We start from the raw sequence: 17,434 nt of genomic DNA, 5'->3' as shown, positions 1-17,434 counted from the left end.
CATCTGGTGCGCTGCGAATCAGAGCCTGCGCAGACGCTCCAGGAGCTCCGCACTACGTTCGGCGGCTTCGACCCGGGCTTCGACGTCGGCCGCCTTCAGCTCTGCGGTGATGTCGGGATCTACGGGAATCTCGAGGGGCTTGCGTCGTTCGACAGTCACATGCGCGACATTACCGGCCTCTCGGAAGTGGATCCAAGCCCCCGTCCCATCACGCGAGTGACGTCCGGAAGGTCACGCTGGGTTGCATTGTGTCCGACCACGTGGGTCGGCGAGGATGCATGCCCATGACCCGGCTCGACCCGCGGCAGGCCCGCACCCGCTACCTGATCCTGCTGGCCCTGCGCTGGCTTCCGTCAGGCATGTTGCTGCCCGTCCTGACCCTGCTGCCGCTCGACCGCGGCCTCACGCTGTCCGAGCTGGGTCTCGCTGCGGCCGCGCAGGGTCTCGTGGTGTTTCTGCTGGAGCTGCCCACGGGCGGTCTCTCCGACGCCCTCGGCCGCCGCCCGGTGATGATCGCCGCCGGGCTGATCAGTCTCGGCGGCCTGGCCCTCATCCTGACCGCCGACTCCTTCCTGGTCTTCGCGCTGGCTTTCGCGGTCCAGGGGGTCTACCGGGCGCTCGACAGCGGCCCGCTCGAGGCCTGGTACGTCGACACCGTGCAGGCGCATGACCCGGACGCGGACATCTCCGAGGGCCTGTCCCGAGGCGGCACGGTCGCCGGCATCGCGATCGGCGGCGGCGCGCTGCTCGCCGGCGGACTGGTCGCGCTCGGCCCCGTCGGCTCACTCGAGGCACTGGCCGTGCCTGTGGTCGTCGCCGCGCTCTTCCGCGTCGTCTCAGTACTCGCCACGATGAGGCTGCTGGTCGAGCCCGGTCGGGTGACGAGCTGGCGGGCGTCGCTCGCCGCGACGCGCGAGGTCCCCGGCGTCATCGGTGGAAGCCTGCGGCTGCTCAGGGCGTCGCGAATCCTCCAGTCGCTGGTGTGCATCGAGCTCTTCTGGGGCGTCGGCGCCATCGCCTACGAATCGCTGACGCCGATCCGGATGGCCGAGGTGCTCGACGACGTCGACAGGGCGGGCGCGATCATGGGCCCGGCCGCTGCCGCCGCCTGGCTGGCGTCCGCGGGTGGTGCCGCCCTGGCGCCGGCGCTCTCGCGACGGCTCGGTGTGGCGGCGACGGCTGCGGCGACCCGTCTGGCACAGGCCGTCTTCATCGCGACCATGACGGTCTTCGCGGGACCGGCCGGGCTGCTGGTGGCCTTCCTGGCCTGTTACCTCGCCGACGGTGCGTCGAGTCCGATGCACATGACCTTGCTGCACAAGGAGGTCACTGGTGCCCACCGGACCACGATCGTGTCGCTCAGCTCCATGGTCTTCCAACCGGCTTCGGCGATCGGCATGCTCGTCCTGACCAATGTCGCGGAGACGGCGTCGGTGACGACCGCCATGCTGGTCGGAGCCGTCGTCATCGGGCTTGCCGTACCGCTGTACCTGCCCGCGCTCCGGGCGGAGCGACGCGAGCCGGCCGGCGAACCCGAAGGGCCGCCGGCCGGCTCGGTCAGCTGATCGTCAGTCGGCCAGGACTCGAGGGCCGACGCCGGCCGGCCCCGCCGTCGCGGCGTCGGCCAGGACGCGTTCGCGTGCGACGGGCGCGCTGACGCCGTCCTCGATCATGCGCCGGGTGATCATGCCGGCGACCGCCGGGGTCGCGAACGAGGTGCCGGACCAGACGGCGTGGCCGCCGGTGACTCCGCGGTCACCCCGCCGTGGTACTCGTAGGTGCCGTTCGGGAACGGGACGGTGACGTCGTCGCCCGGTGCGTAGACGTCTACCCAGTCGCCGTGGTTCGACCAGTCCGCCCGGGCTGAGCCGTCCTCCGTCAGGCCGCCGACACCGGTCACCCAGTCGAACGCCGCCGGCCAGAACTTCTCGCCGGAGCCGTTGTTGCCGGCCGCCGCCACGACGACGGTGTCCGGGTGCGCGGCCAGCACCTCGTCGTGGAACGCGGCGAACGCCACCGACGCCACGTGCTCGCGTGTGTACATTCCGGCCTGCAGGCTGACGACGTCGGCGCCGGACTCGACGGCCGCGGTCAGCGCCTCGACCACCGTCACCTCGTCGACGGCGCCACCCACCAGGCAGCTGTCGACGTGCACCGTCGTCGACTCCGCGCCGGAGACGGCGAGCAGGCGGGCCGCGGCGGCGGTGCCGTGGCCGCCGTAGGCCTGGATGCGGTCCGTGCCGTCGGCGTAGACCTGTGCGTCCGCGCGCGACTCGGCGCTGACCGCGCTGAACCGCGTGTAGCCGTCTTGGCCGGCGAGGGCGTGGACGAATCCGGTGTCGACGACGGTGACATCGACCCGCCGGGTGCCGGCCGGCTCGGGCAGGTCGCGGACCGGCCCGCCCGACGGCACCGGTTCGGTGGCCGGGCACATCGACATGCGCACCTGGGAGTCGAGGACGTGGTTCGGGGTGACGACGTCACCGCGGCCCAGCGCCTCGGCCAGGGCGTCGGCCATATCGGCGGCGTCGCGGCCGCCGATCCCGAGGACACAGAGGGACGCCGGTCCATCGCTGACGTCCGGACGCGGCTGACCGATCGTGTCGAAGGCATCCATGGCCGCAGGGAGGTCGGCGGCGCGGCAGATGAGCTGGCCCTGGCGGTACAGGTAGTCGACCCCGACGCCGGAGGGGTGCCACCGGACGCCGAGCTCGAACGCATCGGGGCGGGCGGGGATGTTGCGGTGCAGCCGCTGGATCTCTTCCATCAGCCGGTGGTTCTGGTCGAACATCGCGTCGGACGACGCTACGGCGGCCGGAGTCGTGGTCGGGAGGGATGCTGCTGCGCCATGGGTGACTCCTGACGGTCAGGTGGCGAGGGTAGATTTCCGCAAGGTACCCCCGCCGCCGTGACCGATCAATACCACATCGTCCCTTGATGCGTTGATTCAGACGATGAGACGGGGGCCGGTGTGCGGAAGCGCGCCGATGGCGGCCTCCTGCAGCAGGATGTGCCGCGCGACCGGTGCTGAGACCTCACGCTCGATCATGCGGCGGGCGATCAGCCCTGCGACCACGGGCGCTGCGAACGACGTGCCCGACCACAGGGCGTGCCCGTTGCTGAACCGCGCCGACGTCTGGTCCACGTAGGTGTAGCGGCCGTTCGGGTAGGGGATGACGGTGCTCTCGCCCGGCGTGTAGGCGTCGACCCAGTAGCCGAAGTTGCTCCAAGGAGCGCGGTAGTCGCCGCCGCGGGTCAGCGAGCCGACCGCCGTCACCCAGCTGTACGCCGCCGGCCAGAAGGGCATGTCGGTGCCGTGGTTGCCCGCCGGAGCCACGATGACGGTGTCGGGGTGTCTGCTCAGGATCCGGCGGTAGAACATGTCGAACGCCTTCGGCGTGTTGCCCGGCCGGGCGTAGAGGCCGGCCTGGACGCTCACGATGTCGGCCCCGGCCTTGACGACCTTCTCCAGGTCCTCCACGATCGCCAGCTCGTCGACGGCGCCGCCGAGCAGGCAGTCCCTCACCTCGACATCGACCGACTCCGCCCCGGACACCGCGAGCAGCCGCGCGGCGGCCGCCGTGCCGTGACCCCCGTACGGCCGGATCTCGTCGGTGCCTTGGACGTAGACGTCGTCGTCGATCTCGTACTTCTTCACCGCCGAGAACCGGCTGAAACCGGAGTCGATGCCGGCCTCCGGGAAGTACCCCGTATCGACGACGGCGATCTTCGCGCGGCCGGGGCCGACCGGTTCGCCGAGGACCGGGATCGGCGCGTGCGACGGCACGGGCTCGGTGGCTGGGCACATGGCCGAGTGCACTTGCGCGTCCAGCACGTGGTTAGGTGCGACGATACGCTCGTCGCCGAGCACGTCGGCCAGCCTGGCGACGATGTCGGCCGCGTCGGCGTCGGGCACATACAGGACGGCCAGCCCGACCGGCCCCTCGGTGACTTCTGGTCGTTCCAGTCTTAGTTGGTCGAACGCGTCGAGGACGGTGTCGAGATCGCGCTCGTCGCAGATCAGCTGACCTTGGCGGTACAGGTACTCGATTGCGGTCTCGTCGCGGTTCCAGCGCGCGGCAAGCTCGAACCCCCGATCCTTCGTGCGCCGCGCGCTGTTGTCACGCAGCCGTTCGAACTCCTGGTGCAGCCGTTCTCGGTCCTGTTGCATTGCGTTCCCCCAAGCCTGATCCGGACAAACGCCTACATGTCTAGCATCAGAGGGTGACCTCGGGAAGTACGTCGGCGACAGTTGCCGCGATGGACTTGCCGGCGCTGGCCATGTCGCGGCCCGGGGAGGCGCGCGTCCAGTCCGAAGCGGTCCTGAAGGGCAACGCGCGGCCACTGGACCAGACGTACGCGCTGCAGGCCATCGGGATCGTCGAGCGGGAACAGGGGAACCTGGCCAGCGCCATCGCGGCGATGCGCAAGGGCATCGCGATCAGCCGCCGCAACGTTCTTCCCGCACGTGAAGCGGACCTGCAGGCGAGCCTCGGCACCGCGTTGAGCTTCACGGGCCGGCGGGCGCTCGCGCTGAGCGCGTTCGAGCGCGCCCTCGAACTCAGCGAGGGCCCTGAACGCGCCCGCGTCTTCGTGCGGAAGAGCGCGGCGCATCTGCATTTCCACGAGTTCACCGAGGCCTACGCCGACGGGTCGGCGGCAGCCGAGATCCTGGCCCGTGTCGGCGACCCAACCTGGGAGGCACGGGCGAGGACCAACGTCAGCTGGGCGTTGATCGGCTGGGGGCGCTTCGCCGAGGCCGAAGACCAGCTCCTGACCGCGCAGGAGCTCGCGGTGGCGGATCGGCAGGACTATCTGGCCGCGATCATCGTGCAGAACCGGGGCGACCTCGCCCATCGGATGGGTGACCTGCCGCGAGCGCTCCGCCTGCTCTACGAGGCCCGCGGCCGATACGACGAGCTGGGCGTCTTCCCGCCCGAGGTGGTCAAGGACCTCTCGCTCGTCCAGTTGGCGGCCGGGCTGACCGAGGACGCGGCGACCACGGCGGACGAGCTGGTGGCGGTGCTCGAGGGCGCGCGCGACTCGGCGCTGCGCCGGTCCGACGGGTTCATCGCGGCCGCCATCGTGCACCTCGCCGCCGGCAATGCCGGGCGCGCCGCCGACCTGGCGAGCCGCGCCGCCCGGTCCAGCCGCCGCCAGGGCCACGAGGACGCCGATCGGCACGCGCGCGTTGTGCTGCTGCGCGCCCAGGCCGCAGCCGGCGCCGTCACGAAGAGGCATGCCCGGGCGGCCGCCGCGCTGGCCGCGGAGCTGACCGACCGGTACGCCTCGGAGCGGCTCGACGCGCTGGTGCTGGCGGGCCGGCTGGCGTTGGCGACGGGACTGCCGGAGCTGGCCGAGGAGTCGCTGCAGACCGCCGCCGCCGGACGCCGCGGCCGCGGGTCGGCGCTGCGCCGGGCCACCGGCTGGTACGCGCAGGCGCTGCTGGCCGAGGCCGCCGGCGACCGCCGCGCGATGCTGCACGCCTGCGGCCGCGGTCTGGACGTCCTCGACACGCACGCGCTGTCGCTGGGTGCGACGGAGCTGCGGGCGCGGGCGACGGTGCACGGCAGCGAGCTCGCCGCGCTGGCCACCCGCCGGGTCGCGATCGACGGGTCCGCGCGCGAGCTGCTGCGCTGGACCGAGCGCTGGCGCGGAAGCCTGCACTCGCTGCCCTGGCCCGAGGCCCGGCAGGACGCCGAGCTCACCGCCCAGCTCGGCCGGCTGCGCGCCGCCGGCGGCCTCATCGGCAGCCACGCCGACGAGGCCGAGCGGCGGCGGCTCGAGGAGCGGATCCGCCGGCACGTCCACGGCCGCGACGCGGGGGCGGCGAGAACCGCCCCCGCAGGGACCGCCGGCGACGCGGCCCGCACCGAGAGCCGTCGCCGTCGTCGCCTGGAGGTCAGGGAGCTTCTCGACGCGCTCGGCGACCGGACGCTGGTGAGCATCGTGGGGCTGCGCGGCGGCCGTTTCCACGTCGTCGTCGCGCGCAAGGGGCGGCTGAAGCACGTGGTCGCGGGCGTTTCCGCGGCGGCGCTCGACGAGGTCGAGTACGCCAAGTTCGCGCTGCGCGGGGCGGCCGTCGCCGCCGACGCCGTCGCCGGCGTGCTGCTGAGCGCCGCCGAGCCGGGGCTCGCCCGGCTGCAGGAGACGATGCTCGGCCCGGCGGTCCGCGAGCTGGGCGACGGGCCGGTGGTGCTGGTGCCGCCGTCGACCATGCAGTCAGTCCCGTGGGGCGCGCTGCCGGCGCTGCGCGAGCGCGACGTGACGGTGGCGCCGTCGGCCGCCGCCTGGCTGCGCGCCCGCACGAGCACGCCACCGGCCGACCGGCGGGTCGCGCTGATCGCCGGCGCCGACCTCGCCTCGTCGGGTGCGGAGGTCGGCGTGCTGGCCGGCGTCTACCCCGACGCGACCGTGCTGACCGGCGACGACGCCACCACCGACGCCACGCTGGCCGCGCTGGACGGGTCCTGGCTCGCGCACGTCGGCGCGCACGGCCGCTACCGCGGCGACAACCCGATGTTCTCCTCGCTCGAGCTGGCGGACGGGCCGCTGACGGTGTTCGACATCGAGCGGCTGCAGTCGCCGCCGTACCGCCTGCTGCTGACGGCGTGCGAGTCCGGCGTCGGGTCGCCCACCGGCGCCGACGAGCTGCTCGGGCTGACCACGTCGCTGTCCGCGCTGGGCACCGCCGGGCTGCTGGCCACCGTCGTCCCCGTCAGCGACGCCGCCAGCGTCGAGCTGAGCCTCACCGTGCACGAGCGGCTGCGCGCCGGCGACGACCTCGGCGCGGCGCTGCTGGCGGCCAGGCGGGCGGCGGCCGGCGCGCGCGACCGGGCGACGGCGTGGTCGTTCCTGGCGCTCGGCGGCGCCTGAACGCCGGCATGTGACCACGCTCAGTGAGCTGCGTGACACGATCAGTGGCGAATGCCGCGTATTGTCATGATCGTGCCCCTTACCGTCGGATTCGATCTGGACCTCACCCTCGTCGACTCCGCCGACGGGATCATGGTCTCGATGACCGAGGCGTTCCGGCGGGTGGGCGTCGCCATCGAGCCCGAGCAGCTGCTGCCGATGATCGGCCTGCCGCTCGACGTCACGATCCGCACGTTCGTGCCCGAGGAGCGGGTCGACGATGCCCGGCGCATCTACCGCGACCTCTACCTCACCCTCGGCATCCCCGGCACGAAGCCTTTGCCGGGCGCGGTCGAGGCCATCGACGCCATCCATGCGCACCACGGCACCGTGCTGGTGGTCAGCGCGAAGATCGAGTCGGCGGTCCGCGCGGTGCTCGCGCACGTCGGACTGCCGGTCGACGACGTCGTCGGCGAGCGGTACGCCGAGACCAAGGGCACGGCCCTGCGCGAGCGTGGCGCCGACGTCTACGTGGGCGACCACCCCGGCGACATGATCGGCGCCCGGTCGGCCGGCGCCTACGCCATCGGGGTCACCACCGGGACGCACGACGCCGTCGCGCTGCGCGAGGCCGGCGCCGACGTCGTCTTCGCCGACCTGCTCGACTTCCCGTACTGGCTCGACGACTACGTCGGCACCCCGACCTGAGCCGCCGGCGTCAGAGCACGAGACGCCGCAGCAGCCGGTCCAGCTCGCCGGCCGGATCGTCGGTGAGCCCCGCGTGCACCGGCCCGGTCTGCACGATGGTGCTGCGCGGCGCCGTCAGCCAGCGGAACCGCTCGCCGATCGCCGTGGCCCCCACCGGGCCGGCCGTGTCGGGGTCGGCGCAGGCGCGCGCGTAGGCCTCGACGGCGGCCGTGATCGCCTCGACGTCGGCCTCCGGATCGAGGGCCCGCAGCCGGTCGCCGTCGACGCGCGTGGCCGCGTTCAGGTAACCGGCCTTCTGGCTGTAGACGATGACGCCGGCGTTGACGAACTCGGCCCGCTCGACCCGCGGGACCACGCGGAGGACGGCGTACTCGAACGCGATCATGCCGCGACCGCCGGAAGCCAGGCCGCCGACTCCGCGGCGCGGGCGGCGAGGTGGTCGACGTAGACGGCGCGCACGGCGTCCGGCCCGGCGGCGCCATCGGACAGGCCCGGCACCTCGGGCAGCCAGTCGTCCGGCACCAGCGCGAGGATCTCGGCCAGCGCCGACGGCGTCACCTGCGGCGCGAGCGCCGCGTCGATCGCCGGCAGCTCGTCCGCCGCGAACGCCAGCACGTGGTCGTCGATCGGGTACGGCCGGGCGGCGAACCTCTCGACCCCCGGCCAGGTGTGCTGGAACAGCAGGGCGGCGCCGTGGTCGATGGCCCAGAGCCTCCCGTGCCAGGTCAGCAGGTTCGGGTTGCGCCAGCTGCGGTCGACGTTGACGGTGAGGGCGTCGAGCCAGAGCACCTTCGCGGCGTCGACGGCGTCGGCTCGCCTCCCGTGGCCGTCGTAGCCCAGCGATCGCGGCAGGAAGTCCATGCCGAGGTTCAGCCCGACGCTGGCGAGCAGCAGCTCCTGGATCTCCGGGTCCGGCTCGCGCCGGGCGATCGCCTCGTCGAGGTCGGTGAGCACGAGGTCGGGCACCCGGATGCCGAGGCGCCGGGCCAGCTCGCCGACCACGATCTCCGCGACCAGCGACTTCGTGCCCTGGCCGGCGCCGCGGAACTTCACGACGTAGGTGCCGAGATCGTCGCCCTCGACCAGGCCGGGCAGCGACCCGCCCTCGCGCAGCGGCTCGACGTAGCGGACCGCGCGCACGACCGGGAGAACCTCCACCATGGGCGACGACGCTACGTCATCGGATTGATCGCCCCCGGAGCGGCCGACAGGCCGTCGTCGGCCTTAGTCTTGTGAGGTCTCCCGGCGACGGGAGAAATGTCCGGTCCCCCCGACACGAAGAGGTCAGCCGTGCCAACCGGCAAGGTCAAGTTTTTCGACACCGAGAAGGGCTTCGGGTTCCTCTCGAAGGACGACGGCGGCGACGTGTTCGTGCACTCGTCCGCGCTGCCCGCGGGCGTCACCGCCCTGAAGCCGGGTCAGCGGGTGGAGTTCGGGGTGGCCGAGGGTCGCAGGGGAGAGCAGGCGCTGTCGGTGCGCGTCCTCGACCCCCTCCCGTCGGTGTCCGCGGCCACGCGGAAGAAGCCCGACGACATGGTGACCATCATCGAAGACCTCATCAAGCTGCTCGACGGGCTGTCGAACACCTACCGGCGCGGCCGGCACCCCGATCCGAAGGCGGCGCACAAGGTCGGGACCGTCCTGCGTGCGGTGGCCGACGACCTCGAGGCCTGACCGGGCTCAGTAGTCGTCCGGCGTGCGGGCCGGTGGCGGCGCGGGGTGCGACGGCGGCGTGCGGTCGGCCGGCGCCGTCGCGGTGCGCCGCTGCGGGCGCACCCGCAGCGCGAACACCAGCCCGGCCAGCATGACCAGCGTCGCCGTGCCCATGCCGACCCACGGGATGAGCGGCAGCACGATGCCCACGGCGCCACCGGCCACCCAGCCGAGCTGCAGCAGCGTCTCGGACCGGGCGAAGGCGTTGGACCGGTTCTTCTCCGGCACGTCGCGCTGCACGACGGCGTCGAGCGAGAGCCGGCCGAGCTGCTGGGCGAAACCGGCCGCCAGCCCGATGAGGATCACCGTCAGCAGGTTCCAGAACACGGCGGTGACCAGTGTGCTCGCGGCGCCGAACCCGACCAGGACGATGATGGTGCGGTCGGGGCTGCGGGCCTGCACCAGCGCGCCGACCGACGACCCGATGGTGCTGCCCAGCCAGGCTGCGGCCGCGACGATGCCCAGCAGGACGAGGTCGTCGAGCCCGGCGACCGGCTCCTCGCGCAGCACGAACGCCATGAACATCGTCATGAACCCGGACAGCCAGCGCAGCGCGGTGTTCGCCCGCAGCGCGCGGACCACCGCCGGGCCGACCCGGAACTTCCGCGGCTTCCCGCCCGGACGGGTCTCGTCCTCGCCGCCATCGGTGAGCGACGCCGCCTCCTCGCCCTCGGACAGGTCGACCCGCTTGGGCAGCAGGATCGCCAGCACCGTCGTGCCCACGTAGGCGAAGAACGCCGCCCGCAGCGGCCAGTCGTCGCCGATCTGCGCCAGCGCCAGTCCGACCGGCGCGCCGGCGGCCGTGCCCAGCGTCGCGGCGAGCTGCAGCCGGGAGTTCGCCGCCACCAGCGTCCAACCCTCGGGGAGCAGCCGGGGCACGGCGGCGGCCCGGGTGACGGCGTACGCCTTCTGCCCGACCAGCACGCCCAGCGCCGCCGGGTACAGCCACACCCCACCGTCGATGACGGCGTCGGCGGCCACCCAGGCGAGGAAGCCGCGCGTGGCCGCCGTGAACCCGATGGCCCAGCGCCGGCCGTGGCTGAACCGGTCGAGGAACGGCCCGAGCACCGGCGCGACGACGGCGAACGGCGCCATGGTCAGCAGCAGGTACAGCGCAACGTTGCCGCGTGCCTCGGACGTCGAGGCCGAGAAGAACAGCGTGCCGGCCAGCGCCACCGTGACCAGGGCGTCGGCGAACGCGCTGGCGGCGTTGAGCTCGATCAGCCGCGACAGGCCGGTCTGGCCGGCGCCCTTGGCCTCGGCGGCGCGGTGCAGGCGGCCGGCACTGACGCGGGCCGCGCGGGACGTGCCGGCGGCGGCGGACTTCGCGGCCCGGCCGGTGGCCCCGGCGGCGCGGCGCACGCGCGCGCCGGGGGTCGGCGGGGGCGGCATGGTGCGGGTGGAGTCGTGCGGCGGATCCTGCGCCCCGGCCCCGCCCGCGTCGGCGTCGTCGGCGCCGCCGGACGGCCCACGCTCGGCGAACGGGGACTCGTACCGCCCGCCGTCGTCGCGCGCGCCGCGCCGCCCGCCGTCGTCGGGCGGACCGGCGAGCGGATCCGTCTCTGCCACACACCCATCCAACCTCATCGGGGCGGCCGGCTGACGCGGATGTCCTCCCTTCGGGCGCGATGTGTCGATCATGGCCGGAGTTTGCGACAATCAATGACTGTGACCGCCGCATCGCCCCGTGCCCGCTCCGTCAAGGCCGACTCCGTCCTCGTCAAAGCCGTCGAGGACGCGCGGACGGCCGCCGTCGACGTCGGCAGCGAGGACGCCGTCGGCGCGCACCTCGGCCACGACTCCGAGGGCGAGCGCGTCGTCACCCACTACTTCGCCTGCGAGCTGGCCGGCTACGTCGGCTGGCGGTGGGCCGTCACCGTCACCCGGGCGTCGCGGTCCAAGGCCGTCACCGTCAGCGAGTGCGTGCTGCTGCCGGGCGCCGACGCCGTCCTGGCCCCGGCCTGGGTGCCGTGGGACGAGCGGGTCAAGCCCGAGGACCTCGGCCCCGGCGATCTGCTGCCGGTCTCCGAGGACGACTACCGCGTCGAGCCCGGCTACGTCACGGCCGACGACCAGGACGCCCTCGAGGTGATCCGGGAGCTCGGCCTCGGCCGCGAGTGGGTGCTGTCGCGCGAGGGCCGCGACGACGCCGCCCAGCGCTGGTTCGAGGGCGACACCGGCCCGCAGTCCGACATCGCCAAGGCCGCGCCCGGACGGTGCGGCAGCTGCGGGTTCGCGGTCATGCTGGCGGGCACGCTCGGCCACGCGTTCGGAGTCTGCAGCAACGAGCGCACCCCGTTCGACGGCAAGGTCGTCTCGCACGCGCACGGCTGCGGCGGGCACACCGACGTCCGTCTGCCGGCGCCGTCCGACGACACCCCGGAGCCGGTCGTCGACACCCTCAGCTACGAGCTGGTGCCGCTGGAGCTCGACGCGCCGTAACCTTCGGCTCCGTGGACGACTTCGACACCGCGGCGCTGCGCTCGCGGGTGCTGGCCGCCTGGTCCGCGTCGCCGGCCCGGTTCCGCGAGGACGCCAACGCCGAGGACGAGCTGGTCCGCGGCGCCTACCGCGACCGTGTGGTCGTCGAGCTGGCCCAGAACGCCGCCGACGCCGCCGCTCGGGCGGGTGTTCCCGGCCGGCTGCTGCTGCGGCTGACCGGGTCGACGCTGCTGGCCGCGAACACCGGCGCGGCGCTGGACGCCGCGGGCGTCGAGGGCTTGTCGACGCTGCGGGCGTCGACCAAGCGCGACCAGGCCGCCGTCGGCCGGTTCGGCGTCGGGTTCGCGGCGGTGCTGGCGGTCACCGACGAGCCCCGGGTGCTGACGGCGTCCGGGACCGGGGTGGAGTGGTCGCGGGCCGATGCGCTGGCTGAGGCGGCGAGGGTGCCGGCTCTGGCCGACGAGCTGGTCCGGCGCGGACCGGCGGTTCCCGTGCTGCGGCTGCCGTTCCCGGTGGGGTATGCGGCGGGCGCCGTTCCGGCGGGCTACGACACCGCCGTCGAGCTGCCCCTGCGCGACGACGACGCCGTCCGGCTGGCCCGGCGGCTGCTCACCGAGGTCGACGACGCCCTGCTGCTGGCGCTCCCGTGGCTGGGCGAGCTGGTCGTCGACGTCGACGGCGCCGCCCGGCGGCTGTCCGCGGGTGAGCCGGACGAGCTGGCGCCCGGCCTGACGCAGCGCCGCATCGGCGAGCGCGTCTGGCGGCTGGCGACCCGCACCGGCGTAGCGCGGGGCGAGCTGCTGGCCGACCGGCCGTTCGAGGAGCGGTCGCAGCCGGGCTGGTCGGTGACGGTGGCGGTGCCGGTCCGGTCCGACGAGGCGGGGGTGCGCGTGCCGGGTGCGCTGCCGCCGTCCCTCCCGTCGGTCGTGCACGCGCCGACGCCGACCGATGACCGGACCGATCTGCCGGCGCTGGTCGTGGCCGGGCTGCCGCTGGACTCCTCGCGCCGGCGCGTGGCGCCCGGACCGCTGGCCGACCTGATCGTGGCGGCGGCCGGCGAGGTCTATGCCGAGCTGGTGGCCTCGTTCGTCCCGGCGGGTCCGGCCGCCGCCGGGCTGGGTGCGGCGGTGCTCGGGCTGGTGCCGGGACCGCTCGGCGCCGACGCGGTGGACGCCGCATTGCATCGGGCGGCCAGAACGGCGCTCGCTGCCAGTGCGTTCGTACCCGGCGCCGACGGAGCGCGGTTGCGGCCCACCGAGGTCACGCTGGTCGACGGGCTGAGCCGGACCGGCGACCCGGCGGTGCTGGGTGGCGTCGTGCGTGGATTGCCGGCGCGCGACTGGTGGCGGGCCGACGTGCTGGCCGGGCTCGGCGCGACGGTGGTCCCGCTGGCCGACGTGGTCGACGAGCTGGCCGGTGAGCGGCTCGAGCCGGCCGGGTGGCGGGCGCTGTACGACGCGCTCGACGGCTCGGACCAGGAGTCGCTGGGGGCGCTGCCGGTGCCGCTGGCCGACGGCCGGCTGGTCCGCGGGCCGCGTGGGCTGCTGGTGGCAGGCGAGGTCGGCCCGGAGCTGCTGGCGCCGTTCGACCTGCGCGTCATCGCCCCGGACGCCGTCCACCCGCTGCTGCACCGGCTCGGCGCGCTCGACGCGACGGCGGCCTCGGTGCTGCGCGACCCGATGGTGCAGGGCGCCGTGGCCGACCTCGCCGAGAGCGACGACGACCCCGCGCCCGTCGCCGAGGCCGTGCTGCGGCTGGTCGCCGAGTCCGGACTCGATGTCGCCGCGGAGCCGTGGCTGGCCGGGCTGCCGCTGCCCGACGCCACGGGCGCCGTCGCTCCGGCGCGCGAGCTGCTGCTGCCCGGGTCGGCGCTGCTCGACGCCCTCGACGCCGACCCGGCCGAGTTCACCGTCGCGCCCTCGCTGGTCGAGGGCTTCGGCCCGGCGGTGCTCCGGGCGGTCGGGGTGCGTGACGGCTTCGCCGTCGTCCGCGACACCGACGTGACGCTCGAGCCGGACACCTGGCACGACCTCGACGACGAGGACGCGTGGATCGACGACGTGCTCGCCGGCCTGCCGCGCCAGGACGTGCCCCCGCTCATGAGCGAGTTCGCCGCCGTCGCCGACCTCGACCTCGTCCGCGACGACGCCTGGCCGCACGTGCTCGAGTGGCTCGCCGACGACGCCGACGCCCGCGCCGCCGTCGTCGACCCGGTGCGGCTGACGCTGGGCGACGGGAGCCCCCGATCGGCGCCGTCGTACACCGCCTGGTGGCTGCGCCGGCACGCACGCGTCGGCGGCCGGGCGCTGACCGGGCTGGCCCTGCCGGGATCGGCGCCGGTGGTGCGCGCCGTCCTGCCCGTCGCCGACATCCCGCTCGACGACGCCTTCGCCGCCGCCGTCGGGCTGGCCCGCGAACCCGAGGACCTCGACCCCGGCGCGGTCCTCGCCCGCCTGGCCGAGGACGATCTCGAGCTGCCCGCCGCAACATTGGCGCAGGTCTACGACGTGCTGGCCGCGCACGACCCGGCCGGGGTGCGGCCGCCTCCGCGTGTGCGCGTGGCCGACGGCGCCGGCAGCCGGGTGGTGCCCGCGGCATCGGTCGTGGTGTGCGACGGGCCGCACTGGCTGCAGCTCGGGCTGACGGCGGTGGTCCCAGGCCCGGCCGCGCTCGCCGACCTGCTCGACGTCGACCTCGCCTCGGAGGTGCACGACGCCGCCCTGGACGGCGACGGCCGGTCCCAGCCGGTGCCGGACGTCGTGGCCGCCGTGCTCGGCTCGGCGCCACGGACGTACGTGGAGCACGACGACCTGCGGGTCGGCGGAACCGCGGTCGACTGGTGGGTCGACGGCGACGACGTCCACGCGGCGACCACCGACGGCCTCGCGCGCGGGCTGGCGTGGACGGCCGGCCGCTGGGACCTGCGCTGGCTGCTCGCCGAGGCCCTCGCCGAACCGGCCGCGCTGCCCTCGCTGCTGGCCGAGGACGCCTTCGACTGAGCCCCTCGGGTTCGGGCGCCGGTCGCGCTCCGCCCGCCGTCCCGGTGCCTGCCGCCTGAGCGTGTGGGCCGGTCGCGCTGCCGAGGGTGTCGGTGCCCGCTCGTAGGGTGGGGTCCCACCCCACCGGGCGGGTCATGTCCGCCCCAAACGGGCCCGGACCGCCGGCGGATGGTGTCAGAAGCGGCGGCCACCGCCGGAGCGGCGCGAGGATCGCCGGCTCGACCCGCCGCCGAAGCTGCGCCGCCGACTGCGCCCGCCGCTCGACCCGCCGGAGCCGCCGCCCCAGCCGGATCCCGGCGATCCGTTGCCAGAGGACGTCATGGCCGAGCTCGCGGCCTTGCTCAGCGACCGTCGCATGCCGGCCAGCCGGGCGCGCGGGCGCCGGGAGTCCCACCGCGTCCATAGCGACCCGCGGGCGCGGGCGTGGTCGTCGTGCGGGAACCGCCAGGAGCCGCCGCTGCCGGCCCAGTAGCCCTCGATGTAGGCGACGAGGTCCTCGCCGCCCTCCCAGTAGCTGCGGCTGCCGGCCCGCCGCGCGGCGGGTGCCTCGCCGGCGTCGAGCCGGGCGGCGCACTGGTCGCAGACCGGGACCTCGCGCTCCGCGCCCTCGGCCGGCCGCCACTGCCGCTGCTGCGTACTGGGTCCGTGCCGGGGGTCGAAGAAGCACGGCGGCGTGGGCTCGGGCACCGGCCGGCCCTGCTGCAACGCCTCGAGGCACGCGATCTTGTAGCGCGCGGTACCGAGCAGCGTCGTCACCGCCTGCACGTGCTCGTCGGTCTTCGCGGCGTCGAGGCGGTGCCGGGCCTTCTCGACGGTGTCGAGGATCTCCTTCGTCAGCGCCGCCTGGGCGATGTCAGAGGTGGTCGGCAGGTCGGAGACACGGTCGGACAGCTCGATGACCTCTTCGGTGAGCATCGGCCGGACGACGTCGAGGTGGCGTTGCTCCTCGGCCCGGCGACGGCGCCGGGCGCTGAGCGCCGTGCCGCCCCACCAGCCCCCGGCGATGCCGGCGGCGCCCACTGCCCAGGGCGCGACGTCGCGGTGGAACGGATGGTCGACATCGGAGGCGCGCTCGACGAACCGGTCGATCATGGGCCCGTAACCGGGCGCGCAGCAGTCGATCGCCTGGTCGATGGCGTCCTCGACGTGGTACGTCGGGCCCTCCTCGCTGTGCTGCACCGCCCACATGCCGCGGCCGTCGTACGACGAGTCGGCCACGGACATGACGAGGTAGACGCCGTCGACGCCGACGCGGTCGTACAGCTGCGACGCGAGCTCCTCGCCCTCGTAGAGCAGCGTGCGGCCGAACAGCCGCTCCTGGCCCTCGGGGTCGAGCTTCCACGCGGGAACGACGGCGATGCGCATGCCGTTGCCGGGAGCCTCGGCGGCGGCGTCGTCGAGCTGGGCCGCCTCGGCGGCGCCGATGACGCCGCCGGCGTCGGGGTCGATCCAGACGCCCGGCTCGGCCAGCTCGACCGCCACCTCGTCGAGGTAGCGGTCGACGTCGGACTCGTCGGCCGCGGCTGGGACCGTGCTCGCCCAGAGCGCGGCGACGGCGGTCAGCACGGCGATCGCGGCGGTCACCGCGAGCCGGGCCGCCGGCCTCATCGGGCCGCTCCGGCCAACCGGTCGCGGCAGGCGGCGCAGACCGGGATCTCGCGGGCGCGGCCACCGGGCGGGGTGTACATCCAGTCGGTCACGGACACTCCATGGCGCTGGTCGAAGAAGCAGTCGGCCCGGCGTGCGGGCAGCGGCCGGCCGGCCAGCCGCGCCTGCGCGCTCGCCAGGCGCCACCGACCGTACTCGACCGTCGATCGCACCGCGCGGAGCACGTGGTCGTCCGGATCGCCGTCGACGGCCCCGCCGGCCTCGGCGTAGGCGTCCATGGCGGCCTGGACGTCGGCGGCGACGGAGGGATCGGTGACGTCGAGATCGGCGGCGTCGAGCTCTTCGCCGAACCGGGTGACGTCCTCGCGGGCCAGCTGCCGGCGCTCACCCACCGAGTCGGCCTCGTCGTCGAGCACCTCGAACGACGGACGGTAGGCGGCCGGTCCCGCGGCGCCGTCGCCGGCCGTCCGCCGGCGGCGGCGCCACCAGGCCAGCGCCCCGGCGGCGAGGGCCAGCACGACGAGGACGACGACCACAGGCGGCACCCAGCCGGTGCCGCCGGGTTCGGCCGGTGCGCCCGGCACGCCGAGCTCGGTGAGCGCGTCGTCGATGATGGCGACCTGCTGCGACCGGGTGTGCCGGTCGACGGCGGCCTCGACCGCCTCGTGCACCGGCGCCTCGATGCCGAAGCCGCCGCCGTACGTGGCCGCTCCGCCGAAGACGACCAGGTAGGCGCCGACGGGGCCGCCCGCGGCGTCGATGGCGTCGAGGAAGGCCGCGCCGCGGGCGTCGTCGTCCTCGCCGGGCATGTCCGACAGCGCGGTGGCCGGGACGACGGCGATGAAGGTGGCGGGATGGTGACCCTCGACCCGTTCGGCGAGCCGCTCGGCCTCGTCGGCGGGCACGATGCCGTCCTGAGTCTCGTCGACGTAGACCGGCCCGGACTCCCAGGCGGCCGCGACGTCGGCCGCGAGCCCCTCCACCGGCGCCTCGGTGCCGGCCTCAGCGGTGACCACGGTGGCGCCGCCGGCTGCCGCCGTCGTGCCCGCCCATCCGGACACGGCCGCCACCAGCAAGGCGACCGCTCGGAACGTCAGCCGCATGGGTCT

At 74.6% G+C, this 17,434-nt stretch carries 14 protein-coding genes; 6 read left to right on the top strand and 8 right to left on the bottom strand.

Features of this window, described 5'->3' with window-relative positions:
- Positions 1-18 precede the first annotated feature (18 nt).
- Positions 19-159, bottom strand: coding sequence for a hypothetical protein (locus tag E1212_RS29405; protein WP_162605431.1), 141 nt, complete (start codon positions 157-159; stop codon positions 19-21).
- A 125-nt stretch (positions 160-284) separates the two neighbouring features.
- On the opposite strand from E1212_RS29405, the gene E1212_RS11675 reads away from it, so the two are divergent.
- Positions 285-1,565, top strand: a complete 1,281-nt coding sequence (locus tag E1212_RS11675) for an MFS transporter (protein ID WP_162605430.1) — start codon at positions 285-287, stop codon at positions 1,563-1,565.
- 119 nt (positions 1,566-1,684) lie between these two features.
- Here E1212_RS11675 and E1212_RS11670 read toward each other — a convergent pair whose 3' ends face one another.
- Positions 1,685-2,791 carry a S8/S53 family peptidase gene (locus E1212_RS11670; protein WP_131982523.1) on the bottom strand — a complete coding sequence of 369 codons (1,107 nt, stop codon included), beginning with the start codon at positions 2,789-2,791 and terminating at the stop codon, positions 1,685-1,687.
- Between the two features lie 156 nt (positions 2,792-2,947).
- Positions 2,948-4,171, bottom strand: coding sequence for a S8/S53 family peptidase (locus E1212_RS11665; protein ID WP_131982521.1), 1,224 nt, complete (start codon positions 4,169-4,171; stop codon positions 2,948-2,950).
- An 89-nt stretch (positions 4,172-4,260) separates the two neighbouring features.
- On the opposite strand from E1212_RS11665, the gene E1212_RS11660 reads away from it, so the two are divergent.
- Positions 4,261-6,876, top strand: a complete 2,616-nt coding sequence (locus E1212_RS11660; protein WP_131982519.1) for a CHAT domain-containing protein — start codon at positions 4,261-4,263, stop codon at positions 6,874-6,876.
- A 66-nt stretch (positions 6,877-6,942) separates the two neighbouring features.
- The gene (locus E1212_RS11655; protein ID WP_162605429.1) at positions 6,943-7,563 is read left to right on the top strand and encodes an HAD family hydrolase; all 621 of its coding nucleotides are present in this window, start codon (positions 6,943-6,945) and stop codon (positions 7,561-7,563) included.
- 10 nt (positions 7,564-7,573) lie between these two features.
- On the opposite strand, the gene E1212_RS11650 is transcribed toward E1212_RS11655, so the two are convergent.
- On the bottom strand, positions 7,574-7,948 hold the full coding sequence (locus tag E1212_RS11650; protein WP_131982515.1) for a DUF3037 domain-containing protein: 375 nt from the start codon (positions 7,946-7,948) through the stop codon (positions 7,574-7,576).
- Complete coding sequence (locus E1212_RS11645; RefSeq protein WP_131982513.1) at positions 7,945-8,724, bottom strand: HipA family kinase; 780 nt, start codon at positions 8,722-8,724, stop codon at positions 7,945-7,947. The genes E1212_RS11650 and E1212_RS11645 overlap by 4 nt, the downstream gene beginning before the upstream one ends.
- Positions 8,725-8,853: 129 nt before the next feature.
- Between E1212_RS11645 and E1212_RS31065 the strand changes: the two genes are divergently transcribed.
- On the top strand, positions 8,854-9,237 hold the full coding sequence (locus tag E1212_RS31065) for a cold-shock protein (RefSeq protein WP_131982511.1): 384 nt from the start codon (positions 8,854-8,856) through the stop codon (positions 9,235-9,237).
- Positions 9,238-9,243: 6 nt separating this feature from the next.
- Here E1212_RS31065 and E1212_RS11635 read toward each other — a convergent pair whose 3' ends face one another.
- Entirely contained in the window at positions 9,244-10,845 is a 1,602-nt protein-coding gene (locus tag E1212_RS11635) for an MFS transporter (protein ID WP_203416762.1), read from the bottom strand.
- Between the two features lie 99 nt (positions 10,846-10,944).
- Here E1212_RS11635 and E1212_RS11630 point away from each other — a divergent pair, with 99 nt between their 5' ends.
- Positions 10,945-11,718 (top strand): DUF3027 domain-containing protein, encoded by a 774-nt coding sequence (locus tag E1212_RS11630; protein ID WP_203416761.1) that lies wholly within the window; start codon positions 10,945-10,947, stop codon positions 11,716-11,718.
- Between the two features lie 11 nt (positions 11,719-11,729).
- Complete coding sequence (locus E1212_RS11625) at positions 11,730-14,717, top strand: sacsin N-terminal ATP-binding-like domain-containing protein (protein ID WP_131982507.1); 2,988 nt, start codon at positions 11,730-11,732, stop codon at positions 14,715-14,717.
- A gap of 174 nt (positions 14,718-14,891) precedes the next feature.
- Here the strand turns inward: E1212_RS11625 and E1212_RS11620 are convergent, their stop codons facing one another.
- Both E1212_RS11620 and E1212_RS11615 read right to left on the bottom strand, forming a co-directional pair.
- A complete protein-coding gene (locus E1212_RS11620; protein WP_131982505.1) occupies positions 14,892-16,325 on the bottom strand; it encodes a hypothetical protein in 1,434 nt (477 codons plus the stop codon).
- Positions 16,322-17,428 (bottom strand): hypothetical protein, encoded by a 1,107-nt coding sequence (locus E1212_RS11615; protein ID WP_131982504.1) that lies wholly within the window; start codon positions 17,426-17,428, stop codon positions 16,322-16,324. The genes E1212_RS11620 and E1212_RS11615 overlap by 4 nt, the downstream gene beginning before the upstream one ends.
- Positions 17,429-17,434: the final 6 nt, after the last annotated feature.

It is taken from the genome of Jiangella ureilytica, assembly GCF_004348545.1.
Classification (GTDB): domain Bacteria; phylum Actinomycetota; class Actinomycetes; order Jiangellales; family Jiangellaceae; genus Jiangella; species Jiangella ureilytica.
This window is presented reverse-complemented; position numbering and strand designations above follow the sequence as displayed.